Source organism: Dyadobacter sp. NIV53 (assembly GCF_019711195.1).
Lineage (GTDB): Bacteria > Bacteroidota > Bacteroidia > Cytophagales > Spirosomataceae > Dyadobacter.
This window is the reverse complement of record NZ_CP081299.1, coordinates 2264583-2287210: the sequence shown is the minus strand read 5'-3', so window position 1 is coordinate 2287210 and position 22628 is coordinate 2264583. Positions and strand designations below refer to the sequence as shown.

17 protein-coding genes and 1 pseudogene are annotated in these 22628 nt (G+C 39.9%); 8 read left to right on the top strand and 10 right to left on the bottom strand.

Features of this window, described 5'->3' with window-relative positions; genetic code table 11:
• Positions 1–2 precede the first annotated feature (2 nt).
• A complete protein-coding gene (locus KZC02_RS09180) occupies positions 3–947 on the top strand; it encodes a helix-turn-helix domain-containing GNAT family N-acetyltransferase (protein ID WP_221393833.1) in 945 nt (314 codons plus the stop codon).
• A 122-nt stretch (positions 948–1069) separates the two neighbouring features.
• On the opposite strand, the pseudogene KZC02_RS09175 reads toward KZC02_RS09180, so the two are convergent.
• Positions 1070–2321 (bottom strand): annotated as a pseudogene (locus tag KZC02_RS09175) (asparagine synthetase B).
• A 272-nt stretch (positions 2322–2593) separates the two neighbouring features.
• Between KZC02_RS09175 and KZC02_RS09170 the strand changes: the two are divergent.
• The gene (locus KZC02_RS09170) at positions 2594–3877 is read left to right on the top strand and encodes an aminotransferase class V-fold PLP-dependent enzyme (RefSeq protein ID WP_221393832.1); all 1284 of its coding nucleotides are present in this window, start codon (positions 2594–2596) and stop codon (positions 3875–3877) included.
• Between the two features lie 131 nt (positions 3878–4008).
• Here the strand turns inward: KZC02_RS09170 and KZC02_RS09165 are convergent, their stop codons facing one another.
• The 3 genes from KZC02_RS09165 to KZC02_RS09155 form a co-directional block, all read right to left on the bottom strand.
• Positions 4009–5721 (bottom strand): hypothetical protein, encoded by a 1713-nt coding sequence (locus KZC02_RS09165; RefSeq protein WP_221393831.1) that lies wholly within the window; start codon positions 5719–5721, stop codon positions 4009–4011.
• A gap of 105 nt (positions 5722–5826) precedes the next feature.
• On the bottom strand, positions 5827–6180 hold the full coding sequence (locus tag KZC02_RS09160; RefSeq protein WP_221393830.1) for a hypothetical protein: 354 nt from the start codon (positions 6178–6180) through the stop codon (positions 5827–5829).
• Between the two features lie 38 nt (positions 6181–6218).
• Positions 6219–7817 (bottom strand): amidase, encoded by a 1599-nt coding sequence (locus KZC02_RS09155; protein ID WP_221393829.1) that lies wholly within the window; start codon positions 7815–7817, stop codon positions 6219–6221.
• Between the two features lie 395 nt (positions 7818–8212).
• On the opposite strand from KZC02_RS09155, the gene KZC02_RS09150 reads away from it, so the two are divergent.
• On the top strand, positions 8213–8401 hold the full coding sequence (locus KZC02_RS09150) for a hypothetical protein (RefSeq protein WP_221393828.1): 189 nt from the start codon (positions 8213–8215) through the stop codon (positions 8399–8401).
• Between the two features lie 108 nt (positions 8402–8509).
• Here the strand turns inward: KZC02_RS09150 and KZC02_RS09145 are convergent, their stop codons facing one another.
• The 5 genes from KZC02_RS09145 to KZC02_RS09125 form a co-directional block, all read right to left on the bottom strand.
• The gene (locus tag KZC02_RS09145; RefSeq protein WP_221393827.1) at positions 8510–8887 is read right to left on the bottom strand and encodes a type II toxin-antitoxin system HigA family antitoxin; all 378 of its coding nucleotides are present in this window, start codon (positions 8885–8887) and stop codon (positions 8510–8512) included.
• A gap of 2 nt (positions 8888–8889) precedes the next feature.
• The gene (locus KZC02_RS09140; protein ID WP_221393826.1) at positions 8890–9195 is read right to left on the bottom strand and encodes a type II toxin-antitoxin system HigB family toxin; all 306 of its coding nucleotides are present in this window, start codon (positions 9193–9195) and stop codon (positions 8890–8892) included.
• 323 nt (positions 9196–9518) lie between these two features.
• Positions 9519–10313, bottom strand: coding sequence for an IS3 family transposase (locus KZC02_RS09135; protein ID WP_221393610.1), 795 nt, complete (start codon positions 10311–10313; stop codon positions 9519–9521).
• A gap of 49 nt (positions 10314–10362) precedes the next feature.
• Complete coding sequence (gene tnpA / locus KZC02_RS09130; protein ID WP_221393611.1) at positions 10363–10713, bottom strand: IS66 family insertion sequence element accessory protein TnpA; 351 nt, start codon at positions 10711–10713, stop codon at positions 10363–10365.
• A gap of 93 nt (positions 10714–10806) precedes the next feature.
• A complete protein-coding gene (locus KZC02_RS09125) occupies positions 10807–11679 on the bottom strand; it encodes an SDR family oxidoreductase (RefSeq protein ID WP_221393825.1) in 873 nt (290 codons plus the stop codon).
• A gap of 109 nt (positions 11680–11788) precedes the next feature.
• On the opposite strand from KZC02_RS09125, the gene KZC02_RS09120 reads away from it, so the two are divergent.
• Positions 11789–12655, top strand: a complete 867-nt coding sequence (locus KZC02_RS09120; RefSeq protein WP_221393824.1) for a helix-turn-helix domain-containing protein — start codon at positions 11789–11791, stop codon at positions 12653–12655.
• Positions 12656–12849: 194 nt separating this feature from the next.
• Positions 12850–13299, top strand: a complete 450-nt coding sequence (locus tag KZC02_RS09115; RefSeq protein ID WP_221393823.1) for a hypothetical protein — start codon at positions 12850–12852, stop codon at positions 13297–13299.
• Positions 13300–13413: 114 nt separating this feature from the next.
• Here KZC02_RS09115 and KZC02_RS09110 read toward each other — a convergent pair whose 3' ends face one another.
• Positions 13414–15774: a mechanosensitive ion channel family protein gene (locus tag KZC02_RS09110; protein ID WP_221393822.1), complete on the bottom strand. Its 2361-nt coding sequence runs from the start codon at positions 15772–15774 to the stop codon at positions 13414–13416.
• A gap of 355 nt (positions 15775–16129) precedes the next feature.
• On the opposite strand from KZC02_RS09110, the gene KZC02_RS09105 reads away from it, so the two are divergent.
• From KZC02_RS09105 to KZC02_RS09095, 3 genes are all read left to right on the top strand, one after another.
• On the top strand, positions 16130–16366 hold the full coding sequence (locus KZC02_RS09105; protein ID WP_221393821.1) for a hypothetical protein: 237 nt from the start codon (positions 16130–16132) through the stop codon (positions 16364–16366).
• 255 nt (positions 16367–16621) lie between these two features.
• Positions 16622–17455 carry a TerC family protein gene (locus KZC02_RS09100; RefSeq protein WP_221393820.1) on the top strand — a complete coding sequence of 278 codons (834 nt, stop codon included), beginning with the start codon at positions 16622–16624 and terminating at the stop codon, positions 17453–17455.
• A gap of 450 nt (positions 17456–17905) precedes the next feature.
• A complete protein-coding gene (locus KZC02_RS09095; RefSeq protein ID WP_221393819.1) occupies positions 17906–22624 on the top strand; it encodes a kelch repeat-containing protein in 4719 nt (1572 codons plus the stop codon).
• Positions 22625–22628 lie beyond the last annotated feature (4 nt).

Here is a 22628-nt window from a genome sequence, read left to right as displayed (position 1 = left end):
TTATGAATATTTTTAATGAAATCGGAGCTTTGGCAATTTCCACTCGTTTACAGCGACTTAGCGATCAGTTCCGAAGAGACGGGATGCTGGTCTATCAGACTAATCAAATTGACTTCGAGCCAAAATGGTTTCCTGTTATTTACGCATTACACATCCAATCTTCATTGAGTATCCTGGAACTGTCTGAGGAAATCGGATATGCACATCCTTCCACAATTGGTTTGCTTAAAGAACTGGAAAAAGAAGGGTTGGTCGAGTCATTCAAAGATGAAAAAGATGAAAGAAAACGTATGGTAAGGCTCACAGCCAAAGCCCGGGAACTTGTTATAAAAATGCAGCCGGTTTGGGATAAAATGCGAATGGCTGCCGAAGAGATTACCAACACTGCAAACAACCTTTTACTAGCTATGGATGAAACAGAATATCAACTCAAAAAAGAGGGTTTTCTTGACCGCTACCAGCGTTTGAATAAAGAAGAAACGGATTCAGCAATTATGGTGGTGGACTATGAACCGGCATATGCACAGGCATTTTATGACATGAACTATGCCTGGATTTCTGAAACTTATGAGGTGGAACCGGAGGATGAGAAAGTATTGTCAGATCCGGAAAAATACTATTTAAAAGATGGCGGAGCAATATTGATGGTCTTGTATGACGGCGAACCTGTGGGTACCTGTGCACTGAAATTAACCGGTGAAGGAATTTTTGAAATGAGTAAAATGACTGTTTCCAAAAAGATGCGCGGTAAAAAAATCGGAGAGTTGCTTGGAAATGCTATTATAAAAAAAGCGGCTGAGCTGGGTGCAAACAAAGTTATTTTGTATTCAAATAAAAAAGGTTCTGCCGCCGGGATTAACTTATACCGGAAACTGGGTTTTATAGAAGTTCCGCTGATTGGGGCGGATTACAAAAGAGCAGATATTAAAATGGAATTGGACTTGTAACAAGTCGCATTACAGTAAAATGTAAACCGTTCGTTGAGTGACAGCCATTTATGTAAAAGTGTATGTATTGATCCCGTAGGAATGAAAAGATATCTGAACTGCGGGATTTTTAAAAATGCTGTTCACGTCTTCCTCTTTTTCTTTCTCGCAGAAGGAAAGAGTACGTTATTCAAAATCAGCCTGTAACCCGGTGAATTGGGGTAAAGGTTCAGGTCGGTTGGCATTCTTCTTCCGCCACCACGGCCTTCCGGATCGTGGCCTCCATAAAAAGTCCATTGTCCGCGTCCCATTTCACCATAAATGTACCTGTCTGATGATGAACTTGTTCCCATCACCAATACATCCGGCTTGACTGTATTTTTGGAAAAAGCGGTAGTCTGTCCGAAAAATTCGCGAATCAGGTTTTCGTGGTTTTGTACGAGCATGGCAGGAATTACATCCCATTTGGCGGAGAAATCGAATAAAGAAAAATACGCGTTGTTGTTTTCTCCCCAGCCCCTGAAACCTCCGCCGGCGGAATTGATATCCGAAAAATTCATTCCTTCTGTATTCGTCGAGTTGCAATTTGAAATTCTGAAAGGCAAAAGTTTTGTCAAAATCCAATTTCGACTGCGCATTCGGATCGACACCATCTCCATCAAAATTATCAACAATATCAACACCATCTGCGGCAAGGGCAATGTCAAAAGTTTCAGCACCGGAGCACATAGCAAACAAAAATCCTCCGCCAGCACAAAATTCCTTGATCATTTTTGCTACCGCCAGTTTCATTTGAGAGACTTTCGCATAGCCATAACGACTAGCAATGGCTTCCTGTGCTTTAATATCGGCAACACTGCTGCGGCGCATATTTCGTCCGAATTGCCCGGTGAAATCTTCATGATGTAAATGGATCCAGTCGTATTTCGGTAATTCACCTTTCAGGATTTCTTCATCATAAATGACTTCAAAAGGTATTTCTGCATATTTTAATACCAGCAAAACTGCATCCGTATTTTCAAATTCTGAGGGGCTGATCTTAACCGGGGAGTAAACGGCGATTTTTGCGGCTTTGAATAATTTGACAACGTCCATGTTTACATTCGGGTCACTGATCTGCTTTACAATCTGCTGGCTTGTCGCATCGGATAACACTTCATAGGAGATGGCCCTCAGCTTACATTCTTTTTCGATTGATTTGCTGTACTGAACCATGAAACTGCCGCCACGGTAATTTAACAGCCAGTCTACTTCAATATCTCCCTTTAACAAAATATATGATAAACCGTAAGCTTTGAGGTGATTGGTTTGTGTGTTGTCCATCGGGATCAACAGGAAATTCGCAAAACAAGCCTGCGAAAAGAACAACAATGCTGAAAATATAACCTTGATCATAGTACGTCAAGCAGGTTAAAATTCGGGAATATTATTCAGGGAGGGAAAGTATTCCCGAATTTAACAAAATGTTGTCATTATTATATTGATAATGAGGCGGGTCAGTATAAATATTTTATTGCCAAATCATACATTCAAGAATTGCTGTGATCATACGGACCTCTTCCTGATACATGAATGAGAGTCACTGATGCTGGTAATGAAGTGATCAGATCTTAGATATTTTTAGTATATTATGAAGCTTATTCTTACAGACTCCTATAACTTATTCTATGAATCACAAAATTACAGTTCAAAAAGAAAGAAGAGATTTCCTGAAAAAACTTGGTGCCGGATCATTGGCTGCTCTGTCAGTTCCGGTTCTTGCAAATTCAAAAACGCCGGATCCAATGCCGGTACCGGCAGCAAATATTTTACCGGATGAAAAATACTGGGAGCAGATCAAAAAACAATTTTCTGTACCATCCAACCTGATCATGCTTAATGCCGCGAATCTTTGTCCGCCTCCCGTTTCGGTGAGCGGTGAAGTACAGGGTTTTATTAATGGTTTGGAAAAAGACGTATCGTTTCAGTACAGAAGCCAGTTTACGGACAAACGGAAGAAGGCAGTAGAAGCTTTGGCTCAATTTACGGGTGTGGCAAACGATGAGATTGGGATTACCCGGAACACGTCAGAAAGCAATAATATCATTGTAAATGGCCTAGATCTGAAAGCGGGTGATGAAATTATATTGTGGGATCAAAACCATCCTTCCAATAGTACTGCCTGGGAGAACCGTGCGAAAAGATATGGATTTACGGTTAAAAAAGTGAGTGTACCGGTTGCTCCAAAATCGGTTGAAGACCTGCTCAAACCATTCAGGGATGCGATTACTCCGCAGACGAAACTGATCGGTTTCTCTCATATTTCCAATACCAGCGGAATAGCATTACCAGCCAGATTAATTTGCGAACTCGCAGGACAGAAAAATATACTGACATTGGTTGACGGTGCCCAGTCGCTTGGAATGGTTGCATTGGATCTGAAAGATATGGGTTGTGATTTTTATACAGGAAGCACACATAAATGGTTGATGGGGCCACTTGAAAATGGAATTTTGTATGTAAAAAAACAGAGTTCAGATCAATTATGGCCTAATATTATCAGTGCCGGATGGAAGGAAGGCGGCCAGACTGTGGATGAAAAATATTGTATGCTTGGCCAGCGTAACGAAGCAACGGTTTCCGGACTTGCCGAAACGGTGAAATTCCATCAGACTATTGGTAAAAAGAATATTGAAAACCGCGTGGTACAGCTGAACACGTATTTAAAAGAACAGATCAAAACCAAACTTCCTCAGATCACATTTATCACACCGCTTTCTCCGGAATTGAGCGGAGGTGTAACAATTATCAGTTTACCTGGCAAAAAACCAGCAGAAGTTGCTCAAAAATTATATGAAGTGCATGGAATTGCCGCAGCTCCAACAGGTGGAATTCGTATGTCGCCTCACATTTATAATACTTTGGCTGATATGGATAAAGTAGTAAAGGCACTGGAATCGCTGTTGGCATAAGTATAGGTTACACAGGGAACCACAGAGAAAAGAAAAGAGAGCCACAGAGTTATTATTTTCTCTGTGGCTCCACGCGGCTTCCGCTCTCTTTTCTCCTTGGTTCTCTGTGTAACTTTTATGTAACCCACCAATCAACCAATTCGCAGCACATGGCGGAATGGGGTAAACCCGGTCAGGAAAACTGAGGGGGCATCCATTGAAGGCAATGCGCCACGCAGCGTAACATTTTTATGTAATGCCAAACCTGGCCCGAAGGTAATAGTATCTTCTTTAAAACTATAACTTCCCATTGCCTCTTTCAGTAACCAGGAATCTTTACTGCCTGCAATTTTATTAACACCTTTCACCTCACCACCCGAACGAAAAATCAGTTCCAGGGCAACCGGCACATGTTCGGTTCCAGACGTACTGATTTCCAATTCTAATCCCTGCTTTGTTTCCCAAATTTGTACTTTGGTTTCAAGCTTTTGTACTTCACTTTGCAGCCGGTTTATTCTTGGCATTTTCTCCCAGTCGCCGTCTTCGGCAATAGAATCTTTCGGGTAGGGCTGATAATATGGGCCTTCCAAAGTTTGTATCAGTTCCCATGTGTTTCCATTTTGTACAATATTTTCAGACTGGAACTGGCCTTTTCCAAAAAATGAAGATGCAAAACGTATTCCCTGTAATACCGCATTTCCTTTCATAAAAGTAAACCAGACCGCATTTTTTGCAATAAGTGTACAATCCCAACGGTTTCTCCTGATCCTGACCAGACCAGAATTTGGGAAAGCTTTGACATAATTGAGCGGTAATGCTGTAACCGGTGGCAGTGTATTCCAAAGTGTGGAATCAGCCAGAAGATAATCCAGAAACCCGCCAATTTTCGGCCCCGCAGTTTCTTCGATCATCTTACACATGGCTGAATAAGTTGTATTTTTATCCATCAAGGCCAGGTATCGATATGGATAATAATAGTTTTCCAAAGTTCCAACTGTTGCCCTATCCTGTCTGCCCGACGCATCGGTAACTATTTCTCCGTTAGGATGAACATAGTAAAGTGTCATATTCAGGTTCTTTCGTACATTTTCCAGCAATTCCGGTTTGTTCAGTCCGGCTGCAATTGTGATCAGAAGCCGGTCAGTAAGAGATGAATAAGTGTAAGTGCTTTTTTCATTATACTGTCCGTCAGCATCTATGTCAATATGCTCACCAAGCCACTCGTTAATTCTGTCGATATAACGCGTGTCCGGCCAGAGTTCATTGAGTTTTGTCAATGCAGCACATACAACCCAGCGATGATTTGGCGTATGAATTCCACCAACAATCAAAGCTTCACCACCGTTGACCAGAAACTTTTTTAATGGAACTAATACTTTTTCAGCACCAGCTGCATTTGACCGTTCAAACAATGAATAGGAGATGGCAAGCCGTTTTACAATAAATCCCGTGTCTGGTGTAGAGTGGAAATTGGTCGATAATAAGTCAATCGTCCCATCTTTATGCTGAATTTTCAGAAGATATTGAATTGCAAAAAAGATCTGGTTTAAAAGGAAATCGGATTGATAATACTTTGAATTTGAAGAAAATACAGCGCAGGCTCCCCATTGTATTAATGCCGCTGTACTGTGCGGATTTAAAATGTCAAATTCGTCTTTGAGGCCACCAAAATCAGCACTTTTTTGATCCTTAACCTGATAAGTAAGCAAAGATTCAACACCCTTGTCATTATTGATCACCAGATCCAATAACCACAGTGGCATTTTTTCATCACGGTTCTTTACTAAGGAAAAACCTGTAAATGGCAAAACTGTAATAGCACATATCGATTTACTGCTCAATTCAATGAATGCTCTTCTTTCCATAGAAGCTGATGGTTACTTAAAACTGGAAAAGAAGTTTTACTTAAAACATTACTATGTTTAAGCTAAATGAGTTCTGATTACATGAAAATTGCAAGCGCCTTCCTATCAGTTTGGTTTTGCCAGTGGATGCTGCAAATAAATAATAACAAGATTCAGGATTAAAAAAGGGATTTCAATTGCTGCACCTTTCAGGTCTTTAATTAAAAGTTGAAAGCAAATGATAAGCAGAATTAGAGAGGCCATCAGAAAGTTACCCCAAAGAAAAGTTTTGGGATATAAGATCAGCAAAGCGCTGATAATTGTTACGGCTCCGTTGATCATGACACCTGATCTGCCGAATCCCCATTTTCCGAACATTTCAAGCAGGGCAGGTTTTCCATTGAACATCGCCCACCCTTGTTTTATGCCCATATATACCTCTATAAGTATCAGAACCGAATTGATGATTTTGAATATCATTGTTTAGGATGTTTTCGGGTAAACAATCAAAAGAATAGCTAAGATTTCATAGCAGTTTCAATGAATTTTGGAACTACTCTGTTTTTGGAAACTTGCTCATAAGCATATGCAATACTAATCAGCCCTGGTTCATCATAGGCTTTTCCTAAAAAAGAAATCCCGATGGGCAATTCTTTTACATTTCCCATGGGCACCGTAACCGAAGGGTATCCGGCAAGTGCAGCAGGGCCATAAGCGCCGTAACCAGTCCAGAAATCACCATTTACCGGATCAATACACCAAGATGGCCCGGTCGCAGGCCCGCATAAGGCATCCAGCTTATTTACTTGCAATTCAGTATCAATCACCTTTCTGGTATTTACTATTTTACTCAGGGCGGCCAGATAATCCTTGTCCGACAAATCACCTCTTGCTTCGGAACTTTCAAAGGTTTCCTGTTTGAAATCGGGCATGGCTTTGGCTTCGTGGGTTTTATTGAAAGTTATGAGGTCTTTTAGTGATTTTGATTTGACATTGGAAGCGGATAAATACTTATTAATCCCATCTTTAAATTCAAATTCAAGAACAGTCGTTTCAGCACCGTCGGTATCATTAACCTGCATGTATTCCACTTCTATAATTTCCGCGCCCAGGCTTTTCATCTGTTCCAATGCGGTATGTAGCAGATTGTCAATTCCTTCATGCTTTTTCAGGAAAGATTTTTCTACACCGATCCTTTTGCCTTTCAATCCGTTTTTATCAAGATATTTTGTGTAATCTGTTTGCGCTTTGCCCTTGCTATCTTCCGTAACCTCGTCTTTTGGATCAACAGCTGCCAATATTCCTAATAATATAGCAGCATCTGAAACGGAACGTGTAAGCGGCCCTGCCGTATCCTGTGTTTTCGAAATCGGTATAATTCCCGAACGGCTTAACAAACCAACAGTTGGTTTTATTCCTACGATCCCATTCATGGAAGCCGGGCATGCAATAGAGCCATTCGTTTCCGTACCAATAGAGACAGCACATAAATTCGCCGCAACAGCCACGCCTGATCCTGAACTGGAACCACATGGCGAACGATCAAGAATATATGGATTTTTGGTTTGCCCGCCACGACTGCTCCATCCACTCGACGAGCGGTCGGACCTGAAATTAGCCCACTCACTTAAATTGGTCTTTCCCAGTATAATAGCTCCCGCTTTGCGTAATTGTTCTACAATAAAAGCATCTGATTTGGCAATATTTCCTTCTAACGCAATGGATCCGGCCGTAGTTTGCATTTTATCGGCGGTATCAATATTATCCTTGATCAAAACCGGAATTCCGTGCATTTTTCCTCTTACTTTCCCATTTTTTCTTTCTTCATCCAATGTATCGGCTATTGTAAGTGCGTCGGGATTCAGCTCAATTACAGCATTCAGTTTTGGTCCGGCTTTATCAATTTCACTAATGCGGTCGAGGTAAGCCTGAGTAATTGAACGCGCGCTGTATTCACCGCTTTTCATCTTATTTTGTAATTCTTCAATTGTTATTTCTGAAAGCTGAAAATCCTTTGATTCCCCTTTTTTAACATCATTTTTACATTGTAAAAACGGCAGTACCATAGCTGATAAACTTGCCACAGAGGTAGTTTGGATAAATTTTCTTCGTTTCATATATGGAGTCAGGGAATTAAATATTGGATATACTTTATCAGCTTTCAGATGAAATCAGCTCAATTTATTTATAATATATTTTACAAGTTTGAATATCCATATGATCAGGAGAAAGGGAAATACTATGATGCCGCTAATAACGGCTGCAACAGCGAGAACAACTCCCATGAGAGATCTCAGTAAAACGCTAAAAAATTTACTCATTAAAAATGATAGGTGGTTATAATGTGCTGTAACACTTTTAGATAAAGGCTAAAAATAAAATATTTTTTTGTTCGTTATTTATTTTTCTTCTAAAACATTACATATAAATAATAGGAAATTCTTGCCTGGTATAATTGTTGTACTTAGGTTTAGAATTGTATCAATAATATTTTGAATTTAAATCATATATCATGAAGTACTTACCAAATATCATATATATTTTCGGAAAATTCTGGCTTGCAATCGTCTTGTTTATAGCCATTCTTGTTTCGACTGTGGTGTCGCTTCCATTCATTATTGCTGGAAAAATTACCGATGTATGGCGCTCATATCAGCTACATTCTTCTAACGACCACCATTTAACGGATTATTCCAGCTGAGGATTAAAACCATTAAATCAGTGGTAAAACCAATTGGTTATCTCAAAAGAAATACAGAAATGCCTGTCAGAATTTAATTTTGACAGGCATTTTTTTACACACAAGTAATCAGGCATTATCAAGTAAAAAACCAGGATCAATGCCCAGTTTTTTGTACACGGCTTTCAAAAATGGCACGTCCGGCTCACGTTTTCCATTCAGAATCTGCGAAAGTTTAGGCTTGCCTAATCCAAGCATTTCCGCCAGGGCAGCCTGGGTAAGCTTCATTTGAAAACGTTTCAGCTCAACCATTTCGGATATGGTTTTGGGCATAGGGAGCGGGTAATGTCTATCTTCATATTCTTCGGCTGCCAAAGCCATCTGACCAAGTTTTCGTACCTCTTCCTGCGAAAGATTTCCTTCCCCTTTGTTCATCAGAGAAAGAATTTCATTCATTGCATCATTATAATCTCCTTCCTTTTGAATCAATATTTTTTCATTTTTCATATTTAGTTCTTGTATTTAACTAATGATGCATCAACTTTATCATATTCTGCGTGTGTTCCGACAAATACAATATAAATTGTCCGAATGTCAAAATGAATTATTGTTATCAATCTGTAATCATTACCCTTTATGTTAAAAACATACCTGTTGTTGCCAACGGCATCAGCAGAATTAAATGTTTTCTTGACCTCCTGAAATTTATTCCAGTTAGCTGCTTTAGCTTGTCTGTACCAATTTAACAAGGCATCAGATACTCTGGGCTCTAACTCGATGTACTGATTGATGGTTCTCTTAGAGATAATTACCACAATTTAATTTGTTAATGAAAAACAAAAATAATGAAATATTATTTCAATAATGAAAATATAATTTCGATTTATGAAATGGTATAATTTAATTTTAATTTTCTTTTTTCTGATTTTTTTATATTATCTATGGGTTTTCTGAAATTTCAAAAGGCGCAATGTATGTCCTCAACCACAACCTGAAAAGCTTTCATTTTCAATAGAGTTTATTAGTCACAGGATTTTTTTGATTAAAGAAAAGGACAATACCGGACAATGTTGACCATATCCAATTACAGTTTTGCATGGATGATCTTTTTGCTCTTTCCGCTTAAAAACTGGACTAGTTACGCAGCGATTTGAAAGTTAAAATATTCTTTTGGTGTTTTCATTTTTAAAGCTGAATGAGGAGCAAAATTATTATATTCATCTACCCATTTTTGTATTTGTGACATCACAACTGTTGGATTATCGAGACAATTTTCAAAGACGTAATCTCTTTTAAAAGTGCCATTCAGTGCCTCACACATGCCATTTGATTGTGGTGAATATGTCGGTGTATTACAATCTTCAATATTCCATTGTTTAAGACTTTTTCTTAGATTTTTCTCTATGTATTCAGGTCCGTTATCATGTAGTAGTTGAAGCTGCCCTTTTGGCGGTAAACTTTCACCGAATCTTTCAAATAGGGCATTCTGTACTAATAATTCGATATCACATCCTTGAATATGCGTGCCTGCTTTCCAGCTAATAATTGATCTGTCACAACAGTCGATCACAAAGGCCAGTCGAAGTTTTTGACCATTCCAACACTTAATAGACGTTATGTCGCTAGCCCATCTTGTATTGGATTTAACAACGGCTATTTTTCCAGTATGAATCCTACTATTTCCTCTGGTTCGAAATCGTTTTAATAGTAAACCTTCCTCTTTCATAAAGCGGTGAACCATATATTTGGATAATGTAACACCATAATCCCTTTGTAAAATAGCTCGCACACGAGGTGTTCCATAGGTTGACTTCATGCTTGATATTGATCGAATATTAGCCTTAGCCGCATCTGACAGGTATTTTTTTACAATTTTCTTTCTCTTGGGATAAGGCCTGGCTTGGTAATAGATGCTAGATTTGGCAACTCCCAATATTTTGATGATTCGGTTGATACTTAATCCGAATTCCCTGGATAGCGATTCAACTGCCGGTTTCGTAGTTGATCCATCTCCAGCTTTTTTTTAGAACCTTAATATCAAGTGTGGCCTCTCCCAGAGCCCTCTTAAGTTCATCATTTTCTCTTCGCAAGACCTCTAACTCCGTTTTAGAGTGTAGCTGGCCATCATTTTTTATACTCATAACTGCTCCTGATTTTGCATCCTTACGCCATTTATATAGCTGGCTTGATATTAGACCGTGTCGACGACAAAACTCGGGACAAGACAAGCCAGATAAATCCCATTCTTCCACTAAGTAAGCCTTTTGTTGCGAGGTAAGCAATTTTCTTCCTGATGAACTTAGGCGTGCATTCTTAATCATCTCTGATACCATTTCTGTTTCTCGTTTGAGGCTACAAACTGGTCCAATGATTCAAACGGTTAGGAACATTTTGAATATATACTTGCCAGGCGGAGTTATGTATACTTAACTAAAAAATCCTGCGTAGTCCATAGCAAACCAATCAAAACTTCGCGGTTCAAAACTGGTAGCATCCTTCACACCCGATTGTACCTCGGAAGCCTCACCAAGTTTATAATGTGCGTAATCTTCGACCAAACCCTCTGCCTGCCATTCCGGAAAGCCTACACTTAAAAGGACATTTTTCAATGTGTCAGGTGAAATGTCTACAAACTGAATTTTACGTCCGACAGCGTTTGATAACTTTTCGGCGATCTCTGTATGTGTGAGTGATTCAGGGCCGGTCAGGTTATAGATTTTTTGTTCATGGCCTGAACCGGTTAATACTTCTCCGGCAACGGCAGCAATATCGCGGATATCTATCATACTGATTCTAGCATCTCCGATTGCACCAAAAAATTGATTCTGTTTGATAATCGTATCCCTGAATCCCTGCAACCCCTGCATAAATAAATTGGGGCGAAGGAAAGTGTAAGCCATTCCCGAATTTTTGATCAGGTTTTCTACAACTGCATGATAACGCAGAAAACGAACAGGAGAGTTGGCATCCGCAGCCCATTGTGAAAGTTTTACAATATGTTTAACTCCGGCACGATTTGCCGATTCTACAAATCTGGCTTGCTGTTGTTCTGCTTCCTCCGAAGAATTGGTTAGCAAAAAAGCTCTTTCTATCCCGTTCAATGCGCGTTCTATTGTTTCAGGATTATTGAAATCTCCTTCAAAAAGCTCTGCTCCCGGAACTGTGGCCAAGTCCTTTGCCTTCTCTACGGATCTAACCATGGCGCGAAAAGCAATTCCTTTTTCCGACAAGTATTTGGTCAGTTCGGTGCCAATATTTCCGGTTGCACCGGTTATGAGAATTTTAGGTGATGGTGACATTTTTTAGATTTTTATGTTAATCATTTGATTTCTAGGGCAAACTTAGCGTATGGTATGCTGCCGGAATTGTAAGAAAACGAAAGCAAGACCGGAATTTTAATATTCTGATTTGAAAAAAACATTTGAAATGGAAGCAATTGGGGAACATATTGATGCAACAGGCGAGCTTATCGGGGTCATTCGTCATTTCTATTGTATTAAGACTTCACCTGATTTTAAAACCATAACACAACATTTATCTCCAAATCTGGAAATGATGCTGGTTTTCAATTTTGGTGATCCGGCCAGAGCTTCATTTGCTGATGATTCGTTTAATGAATTAAAAATCAATCATGTTTCATTAGTCGGGCCATTACGGAAAATGTTAAATTATGAAGTTTCGGCCAAAACAGATATCATCGCCGTTGTCTTTCAGGCAGATGGATTTTACCGGCTTTTCCAGTTGCCCATGAACCATTTGAACGGCGGAAATATCATTGATCCGGATGTGTTTTTTCAAACGAATATTTTTAATACTTTATGGAAAACACTCAAAAACTTGCCGTTACTGCACGAAAGGATCCGTTTATTGCAGGATTTCGCATTGTCATTAACCAATCCTGAAAATGATGATTTAAATTCCCTGATTACAAAAGTTTCGTATTTTGATAATACTGCAATTCAGCCGGTTAGAGCGATAGCTATGAATGAGGAGGTGTCGGAGAGAACAATTCAGCTGAGATTTAAGAAGGAACTGGGTTATTCACCAAAGGAGCTCATGCGTTTTATTCGTTTTAAACAGGTAATCAGTACGATTATGCAGCTGGAAATCAAAGAAATTGACTGGTATACACTTGTTGAAGAATTTGGCTATCATGACCAAAGTCATTTAATTAAAGATTTTCATCAATATCTGGGAACTACACCGCAAAAGTTTGTCAGGGAAATTGCCGGAAAAGAATTTTGTGTGACAAAACCGGGTAAGTTTTATTCTTAATGTATCATTGATTTGCGCGTTTCAGCGCTTTATGCTGTCCCGTGCTGATTTTTGACCTTTCATTATGTGGAAATGTTTGCCGAAAAGTAATATTTCGTATAAAGTCAATAAAATTTGTAATGGATTTTTACTTGGTATACTTTTTGAGCTGTATAGATGAAATTAAATTTTATTTAGAAACAATAATTAAGAATATGAAAGCGAATTGGATATTAAATACATTAGGTATCATGCTGATATCCTTGTCATTAACTGCTCAGGTTGTGACCAAAGACTCTATCAACAGCCTTAAACAGCAGAAAGAATATCTTGAAGTTGGCAAGAAAATGAACGAGCGTAAACTGGAACTGGCTAAGCTGGAAAATGAGCTGGAGAAAAAAACACAGGAAGTAGACAAAACGGCAGAACAGGCTCAGAAATCGGCAAACGATAATGGACGTGTGGCAGATAAGTTAACGGATGATGCTCAGGATAAAAAACTGGCAAGTAAAGCCAGCAAAGCTGCACGCGATGCACAACGCGATGCGAAAAAAGCAAGAAAAGCAGCCGAAAACCTGGAAGACCTGAAAAAAGATATTGAATCGTTGAAAAGCAAAATAGCTGATGACGAAACAAAATTATCCTCGATGGCTGGAAATAACTAAATTACACGAGACTTGTAATCTCTGTTTTTTAGAAATTATTAAAAAGAAAAAACGCCGGAACTGTATAGTTGCCGGCGTTTTATATGTAAAATGGATCGATTGAAAATTGAAGAGCTACATTAATTTAATCCCGTTTTCCTTACATTTTTGTAAAATCTGTTCAAGGAAATAACTTCTGAAAGTGGCTTCGGCATATACATCGTTAAGCCATACGAGCACTTTAAATTCAATACTATCAGTAGTAACTGCATTAAATAGTACCTGAACCGGTGCATTTTTTACAATATTTTCACCCTTGCCAGCAATTTCTGCAATTAACTTTTTGACCATTTCCAGATCAGTTTCCGTGCTTATCTTAAACGTGAGTTCAACTTTGAGGTGTGAATTATGAAGTGTGTAATTAACTAATCTTCCTGATAGCAGATCGCCGTTCGGAATAATCACCCTGGAACCCTGCGATGTTAACATCTGGCTCGAACGGATGCCAATTTCCAGCACTTTTCCCTTTTTATCAGCGAGTTCAATATAATCCCCGATACTGAATGGCTTTTCAAAAATGAGGATAATACCGGAAACAAAATTGTTGATGATATTTTGCAGTCCAAGCCCGATCCCTACACCTAACGCACCAAGTAAAACGGTTATTTTGGTAAGCGGGACACCGGAAACTGTGATGGCAAACAAAAAGCCCAGTACAATAATAACCAGTCTGAGTAAGGCAAGTTTGGAGCCTTTCTGAATTTTATTACTTTCAAAATCAATCTCGGTTTCGCCAAAAAACACGCCAATATTTTTTTGCAGCATATTGGCCAAATAAATAATGACTGAGAAAAACAATACATTACTTAATGTAAAAGCCAGGCTTCCAAATGTGCGTTCTTTATCAAGAATATGATTTGCAGCATTGAAAACCGGATCAAGAATATTTAGGTTAATTAAAAATACCAGCAGCCATAGCCAGACAGACAAAAGAGACAATGCGTTTTTTAAAGAATTGCGGCTCCGGTTTATATTTATTTTTGAAAACAAACCACCTGAGCAGGAACTTACTTTAATATGCAGTTCCATGGCTTCGCTGATGATCTGGATAAAGGCAGCCAGGCTGATGATCTGGACGACGCCACTGATCCCAGTGATATTGAATGATTTGGCAAGGCTAATTCTGCCAAAAACATTAAAGAGAATTGAAAGGACCGTCAATCCGATATGTATGAAAAGTACCGGTTTTGTGAATTTTTCTTCAAGTCCGGTATCGCCAATATTTTTATGATATCTTATTCCAAAGTATATTGAAGCTGTACTTACCAGTATCAGGCAAAGACGTAAAACCAGGCTTTCGTTGACGATAATGTTGAAAAACATCACAACGAAATATAAAATCAGCAACATAACCCATAATCTGAGCTTGGCCCGGTCCAGGGTTTTTCTGAAAAGAACAGTGAGCGTAATCAGGAGTAAAAACTGATTGACCTCGATATAAATAGAAGGTGAATGCGGTTCGAAAAGAGGAGTGAGGTTAAATAGTACAACCAGGCAAGACAAAATGGGCATTGGTGTTATCAGTTTGAAATCCAGAGGCCCCATTTTGTTAGCCAGATGTCTCCTGGAAATCAGTTTAAAATTGACATATATCCATGTGAAAAACCCGGCGACTAAAAGAAAAAGTAAAATCCGGTTGTCCCATGTTGAACTGAAAAAGTATCTCAGAATTTTGTCCTGCCCTACATAAGAAACCTGTAGCATTTTTCCGATTGTCTGCAACCGGTCAATAACAGGTGCTTCCCAGAGATAGCCGGCTTCCTGGCCCAGCACATTCTGATCCGCATCTTTTACGTAATCATTAACAGAAGTGTAGAGGTCGGTTGCAGTGAAATATAACGATGATACATCTGCCAGCAAGCGGCTTACAGAATCCAGATGTGCTACTGTCGCCTGCCCGCTTTGCTGAAGTCTTTGTTTTAAATCCGAAATCTGAGTAAGATAAAGTGTCTTTTGCGTCGTATCCTTTTCATCCGTATTCAGCAGTGAATCACGTGAAAACTGAATAATGTCGCCTGACATCCGTTGCAGGTCAGAATTAGATTTCGAGAGTGATTTACGCCATTGCCCTGCATTTTTCTGAATGTCGGCCAGCATGATCCGGTAGTTGTCCAGATCCTTGGTCGGCGGCAATGGATTATTGATCCGCAAAGCAGCCTTAATTTGTTCAACATTGATTTTGGTGCTTTTCAGGCCACTTTTGATCCTGCTGATGTTGTATCCTTTTTTATTGGCCGCATTGATCTGCGCAATGGCTGCCTGTACTTTCTCAATACGGAACAACAGTGTATCAGGTATTGCCTTATCGATCGAAATGCCACTGGTATCAATCTGCGCAAATGCTACTGGATGTATCAGTAAAATAGCAGACAGCGTCAGGACAATATATAACAGGCGGATGAACGGTGCTTCACTCAGGAATTTTGATTTACTCATAAGATCATTTGAATGCGAAAATCAAAAAGGCGGAAAAAATAGTGCCTAAGGTTAAATTCAGGATCCTTATAACCGATTTACAGCATTAGAAAAGAACTGGAATTGTATACTAACCGGTTAATCTAATAAGCAGGATTATTTCAAATGGCCTGGTTTTGATGGCAATTCCGTGATTGCAGAAGGACGCATAGTCAATGAATGATAAATGTATTTATAATGACGCCGGTATAATTTACAGTTAATTTGTTTTTAGTTTTTGTTGTAAATATTCTTGTAATTTTTCAAATTGGCTTGAATAAGTATTAGTTCATTTCTATATTAAAAGATTATTATACCAATTATTTCAGTTTTAATTATGGGAAAAGGCAAAGACCTGTTTGGGAAATACAATGATCTGGGTAAAGAAAAAGGGCCGGATAGTGAGGAGTATGAATACAGCTGTGTGCTTTTCCAGGCGCTTTTGATGGTAGGGGAGAGAAAGGTTTTTGAAATGCTGGAAGAAGCTGAGGAAACCGGAAAAAAACTACAACTTCAATATACTGACAATGTAAAAGAGGAAAACCCCACCCCTAGTTTAGTTGTATTAGTTTAAAAACGGATTCAAAATTTTATCTTATTTTAATGTTGATATCAATTTTTCAATCTTAAAACCTGTCAAATAAAGAACATTATGTTCATTTTTTCAGACTTGCCTCATGGTGCGTTTCGTGCCTTCTTTTCAGCATTTTGTAATATTAAATGGGTTTTGGGAAATCATGCCTTAACTTCGTTGTGTAACAAGGGAAAAGGATTTGCTAATTTTTAGTTCTTTTAACCTCAATAAGGGCACAAAACCAATAATTTATAGATGGATTTTTTACATATGCTTTTGGGCGATGACATTCAGGCAGGACTGCTTATTATTTTAAATCTGATTGTGATAGAAAGTTTACTTTCTGTTGATAATGCAGCAGTACTGGCTACAATGGTTTTGGACCTTCCCAAAAAAGAGCGTAGTAAAGCTTTAAAATATGGCATTATCGGTGCATATGTTTTTCGTGGGATTTGTTTGTTATTAGCAGGCTGGCTTGTAAAAATCTGGTGGCTCAAACCAATTGGCGGGCTTTATCTTTTATACCTTGCTTTTAATTATTTTCTGGGTAAATCAGGTGGTGAAGAAGAAGCTGTTGATAAAAATAAAAGCTGGATTTACAGGTCAACGGTTGGGCTGATGGGTACATTCTGGTCAACTGTCGCGTTGGTTGAAGTAATGGATCTGGCATTTTCCATAGATAACGTATTTGCTGCCGTTGCCTTTACCGACCATATGTTTCTGATCTACACGGGAGTTTTTATCGGTATTCTGGCAATGCGTTTTGTAGCCCAGGGTTTTGTCGACCTTATGGAAAAATTTCCATTTCTTGAGGCCATCGCTTTTATCGTTATAGGTGTTTTGGGAACGAAGCTCTTTGCTTCACTTTACACCCATTTTAATCCCGGCACACCAATCACCGAATTAATTGAAAGTGAAAAAACGGATCTGTTTGTATCCATTTTCACCGTAGCCATTTTCGTTATTCCGGTAGCCACGTCCTATTTTTTCAATTTCCCACAGAAAGAAGCTGGTAAAGCCGAAGTGGCAGAATCTGCTGAAAATCTACTGCACAATCAGGATGATATTTTAAGCGGAAAGATGGATTAAGCAATGGATTTTGAATCAAAAAAGGACTTTACAATATTTGCGCCATTAGCGTGTTGTCACCTGCAAAATGGAAGCCGTGTTTTTACATTCCCCTGATATTACGTTTCCATCTTCCCTTATTAAGTCTTACACATTAAAAACCCAGGTCAATCAACCATCAGGTGCAAATTATACATGTTTCTGATTGTCCTTTAATCTAGAAAACAGCTAATCATTACCATCTGCGGACAGGCCTGCATTTTATAGAAATGCCAGATCATAAATATGTCAATGTAAGCCGGTGTCAACCTGTCTGTTTTGATACTATAAGAAATAATATAGTATATTTAGAGGTAAATGGGGACTATTTGCAATTAGTTTTACAGGAATTTTATTATGTGTAAAACTTATTGCATTTTTTTCGTGCATTTTATTTACTCAACAGTTATACACATTAATTTAAAATTCGTTATGAGGTCTTTCTCTACTCCTCCTTCTGTCATCAACAGAAATTTATTTTTAAGTTTATTTTCGTTCTTCTTCTTTCTTAACGCGATCGTTTGTCAAAGCCAGAATTTCAGTTTTGCCCCCAGCAGTTTGAAAGGTATTAAAATTACAAATCCTACTTCCTTGCAATTTGGACCGGATGGACGCTTGTATGTATCCCAGCAGGATGGTGTCATCAACATTTATACAATTAGAAGAGATAGTGCCAGCAGCTATACTGTAACAGCTACCGAAATTGTTAATTTAATTAATGAAATTCCTAATCACGATGACGACGACGGGGATGTAAATAGCACTGTAACAACGCGTCAGGTTACGTCTTTACTGATAACAGGTACAGCGGCAAGCCCGATTCTGTACGTTACTTCCAGCGACAGCCGTATTGGTGGCCCTTCCGGAGATAAAAATCTTGATACGAATTCAGGGATTCTTTCGAAACTAACCAAAACATCAGGCGGATGGGATAAAACGGACCTGGTACGTGGCTTCCCGCGCTCCGAAGAAAACCACTCCACGAACGGGATGCAGCTGGATGAGCAAACCAATATCATGTATCTCACAATTGGTGGGTTTACCAATGCCGGCGCGCCTTCCAAAGACTTTGCTTATATCTGTGAGTATGCCTTTGGAGCTGCGATTGTATCTATTGATCTGACAAAAATAGAAGCCATGGCAACGAAAGGCAGTGGCAATACCAAATACAAATATGACCTACCCACAGTTGACGATCCCACCCGCGCCAACAATGTGGACGGTTCGGATAAAAATGACCCATTTGGAGGAAACGACGGGCTAAACCAGGCCAAAATTACCATTGATGGCCCGGTACAGATCCACTCAACGGGTTATCGCAATGCCTATGACCTTGTTATTACAAAAACCCCCGGCAAAGCCAGGCGTATGTATACCGTTGATAACGGCCCGAACCAGGGATGGGGTGGAGGTCCTGATAATGAAGGTATTACCGGAAAAGTGACCAATAATTATGTAACGGGCGAACCTGGATCGAGTGGTCCGGGTATCAATGATCCGCAAGTCAACAATCTGGATGGCCTACATTATATTGGCAACCTGGATAGTTATAAAGCAGGAAGTTATTACGCCGGCCATCCCAATCCGATCAGGGCGAATCCGGCAGGTGCTGGCTTGTACACCAGGTCGGGGACTTCTATTGCTTTTCGTACCAGCAAAACCGGAGATAATCCATTACCGGCAGACTGGCCGCCGGTGCCTGTTACTATGGCAAATCCCATAGAAGGTGATTACCAGAGTCCGGGCGAAAAGGATAATTCTTTACTCACATTCCCGATTTCTACCAATGGAATTGTTGAGTATACAGCTTCTAATTTCAACAATGGATTAAAAGGTAATATTCTTGCTGCCTGCTTTAACGGGAATATTTATAATATCAGTTTTAATGATTCCGGAGACGATGTTTTAAATGAAAAAGGCTCCAAAAAGCTGATCAAAGATTCCCCGTTTGCCTCCAGCTTCGGATCGCAGCCGCTTGACGTTACCGCTCAGGGCGATAATGATATTTTTCCGGGCTCGGTCTGGGCTGCCACTTATGGCGGAAATGCAATCACAATATTCGAACCAACTGATTTTGTTTCCTGCAGTGGCCAAAACAGTACGACGGTGGATGACGATAACGATGGTTATTCCAATGCAGACGAAATTGATAACAAAACAAACCCTTGCTCAGCATCCAGCAAACCTGCTGATTTTGACGGAGATAAAATTTCCGACCTGAACGATCCGGATGATGACAATGATGGCATAGCTGACAATATCGATTACTTTGCATGGGATGCTACAAACGGTCTTTCTACTACTTTGCCAGTAAAGTATGATCTGTTTAATAACAATCCTGGTACTGGCTTTTTTGGCCTGGGTTTTACAGGATTGATGAGTAACAGGAAAGAAACCAACGATTATCTTAATCTTTTTGATGAAGACAATTTAATTGCCGGCGGTGCAGTAGGCGCTCTGTCTATAGTTGAGGTTTCGGCAGGAGACGCACTGGGGAATTTGAACAATCAGGAAAATGCTTTTCAGTTTGGTATCAATGTGTCATCAAAAACTAGTCCCTTTACCGTACAGGGCCGTATTTTAGGTGCTTTTTTTAATGATAAAACGCCCAAAGACAATCAGTCTCAGGGAATTTATATAGGAACGGGTGATCAGGATAATTATATAAAAATTGTACTGAGCGCAAATGGGGGCAAAGGAGGAATCCAGGTAGTTTCTGAAAATGCGGGCGTTGCTGTTACATCAGTATCTGACTTACCGGAAGGTTTATCAGCGTCAACCATTGATTTATATCTGGCTGTTGATCCTGCTACCGGCACTGTTCAGCCAAAATATGCCGTGGACGGAGCTTCGCCGACGAATGCGGGCAGTTCGATCAAATTAAGCGGTACATTATTAATTGCGTTACAGGGAGAACCTGCTTTGGCAGTAGGTATTATCGCCACGTCGAACAACGCAACGCCTTTTAACGCAACCTGGGATTTTATTAACGTGACCAACGATCAGGTAACGTCCAAGGGTAACTGGCAAACGCTGACGGCTGCTTCGGGAATTCCGATCGGGCGCGAGGAAAATGCGTATGTACAGGTAGGAGATAAATTTTATCTGATGGGCGGGCGTACGATAAAAGCCGTACAGATGTACGATCCGATCAAAAAAACGTGGACTAACAAAAGTAACGTTCCAATAGAATTGCATCATTTTCAGGCTGTTGTATTGGATGGTTTGGTTTATGTGATTGGTGCTTTTACGGGCTCATATCCGCGTGAAAAGCCGGTTACTTCCATTTACATTTATAATCCTGCCACTGATAAATGGACTAAAGGTGCTGATATTCCTGAAGACCGGCGCAGAGGATCGGCAGGTGCAGTGGTTTATAAAAGTAAAATTTATATAGTAGGTGGTATCCAGGATGGCCACTGGACCGGACAGGTCAATTGGTTCGATGTGTATGATCCGGCTGCAAATACGTGGAAGACATTGGCGAATGCACCAAGAACAAGGGACCATTTCCAGGCTGCCATAGCAAATGATAAAATTTACGTAGCAGGCGGAAGGCGTTCATCCGGCATTACCAATGAAGTATTCAAGCTGACTGTTCCTGAGGTAGATGTATATGATTTTGCAAGTGGAAAATGGTCATCTTTGGCAACAGCCAGTAATATTCCAACACCAAGAGCCGGCGCTGCTTCGGTTATGCTCGGTAACGAATTACTGGTTATCGGAGGAGAAAGCCCTCAGCCAGCGGCACATAATGAGACGGAAGCGTTAAACATAAATACCAATACTTGGCGTAGCATGGCTGATCTGAAACAGGGTAGGCACGGATCGCAGGCCATTGAAAATAATAACGGGATCTATGTTGTAACCGGGGCAGGAAATCAGGGAGGAAGTCCTTTGCTGACTACCCAGGAAGTTTTTTATCTTGATAATGCCACCACACCAATCGGTACAGCTTTAATACAAAGCCAGCTGGATGCTCCGGCAAGTGTTGATTTTGGCCAGGTTAAGACAGCTTCTACGAATACAAAAACTATTACGTTAAACAATACGGCAGGTAATCAGGCCATTATCATTTCTTCCGTTACAAAAAGTGGTGATAATTCTTTTACATACGAAGCTCCATTTGCACTTCCTTTTGTAATTCCTGTGGGTGGAAGTGCAGATTTTAAAATTATATTTAAACCCACTACTTCAGATATTGCAAACGCAAGCCTGGTTGTTAAACACTCCGGAACAGGTGAAACGGCTACTATTGCACTGAGTGGCCAGGTTGCAGAAATTGTATCAGATCCTGTTTCCCTGCATTTTTTTAGTCAGCAGGCGGGTACTACCTCCAAAGCACAAACCATTACGCTGACTAATACCGGCACTACTTCCCGCCAGATAAGTTCAGTTACAGTTACAGGAACCAATAAAACTGAATTTGCGCACAATCTTACAAGTGCAGTAACACTAAATGCTGGCGCTTCGAAAGATGTTGCTGTAACTTTTAAACCAGCTGGGTTGGGTACAAAAGTAGCTCAGCTTAATATATCTTACAGCGGCAGTTCGACGCCGGTCATAATCAGGCTGACAGGGGAGGGGACAAATAATCCAAATCAGGATCCGGTAGCTAATGCCGGGTCAGATACGACGATCACATTATTGAATGATAGTTTTGTATTGAATGGTTCAGGAACAGATGAAGACGGAACTGTGGAAGCGTACATATGGAAACAGGTCAGCGGGCCTTCTAATGTGGTGTTCAGCAGTAAAATTGTTGCCAAACCTACTATAAGCGGATTTTCAGCGGGTACTTATGTTTTCAGCCTGGTTGTCCGGGATGATGCAGGAGCCACCAGTGCAGCCGACGAAATTACTATTATAGTCGACCCAATCACCGGAACCGGCCAGCCAGGGGTGGATTTTCAAACAGAAATATACCCTAATCCGGTTTCAGGGCATTTTGAGATCAAAGTTCCTGACTGGAAACAGGTAAAGTCGGTTACGGTTATGAATATAGCCGGACAGGTCTATTTTGATTCAGAAAATGTTAAAGCATTATCCGGCGGAATCACTGTAACTAACTTTCCTGCTGGATTGTACCTGGTAAAAATTAAAATGATCAATAACCGGATTACTACAAACAGGATTATGGTTGTAAAATAAGTGT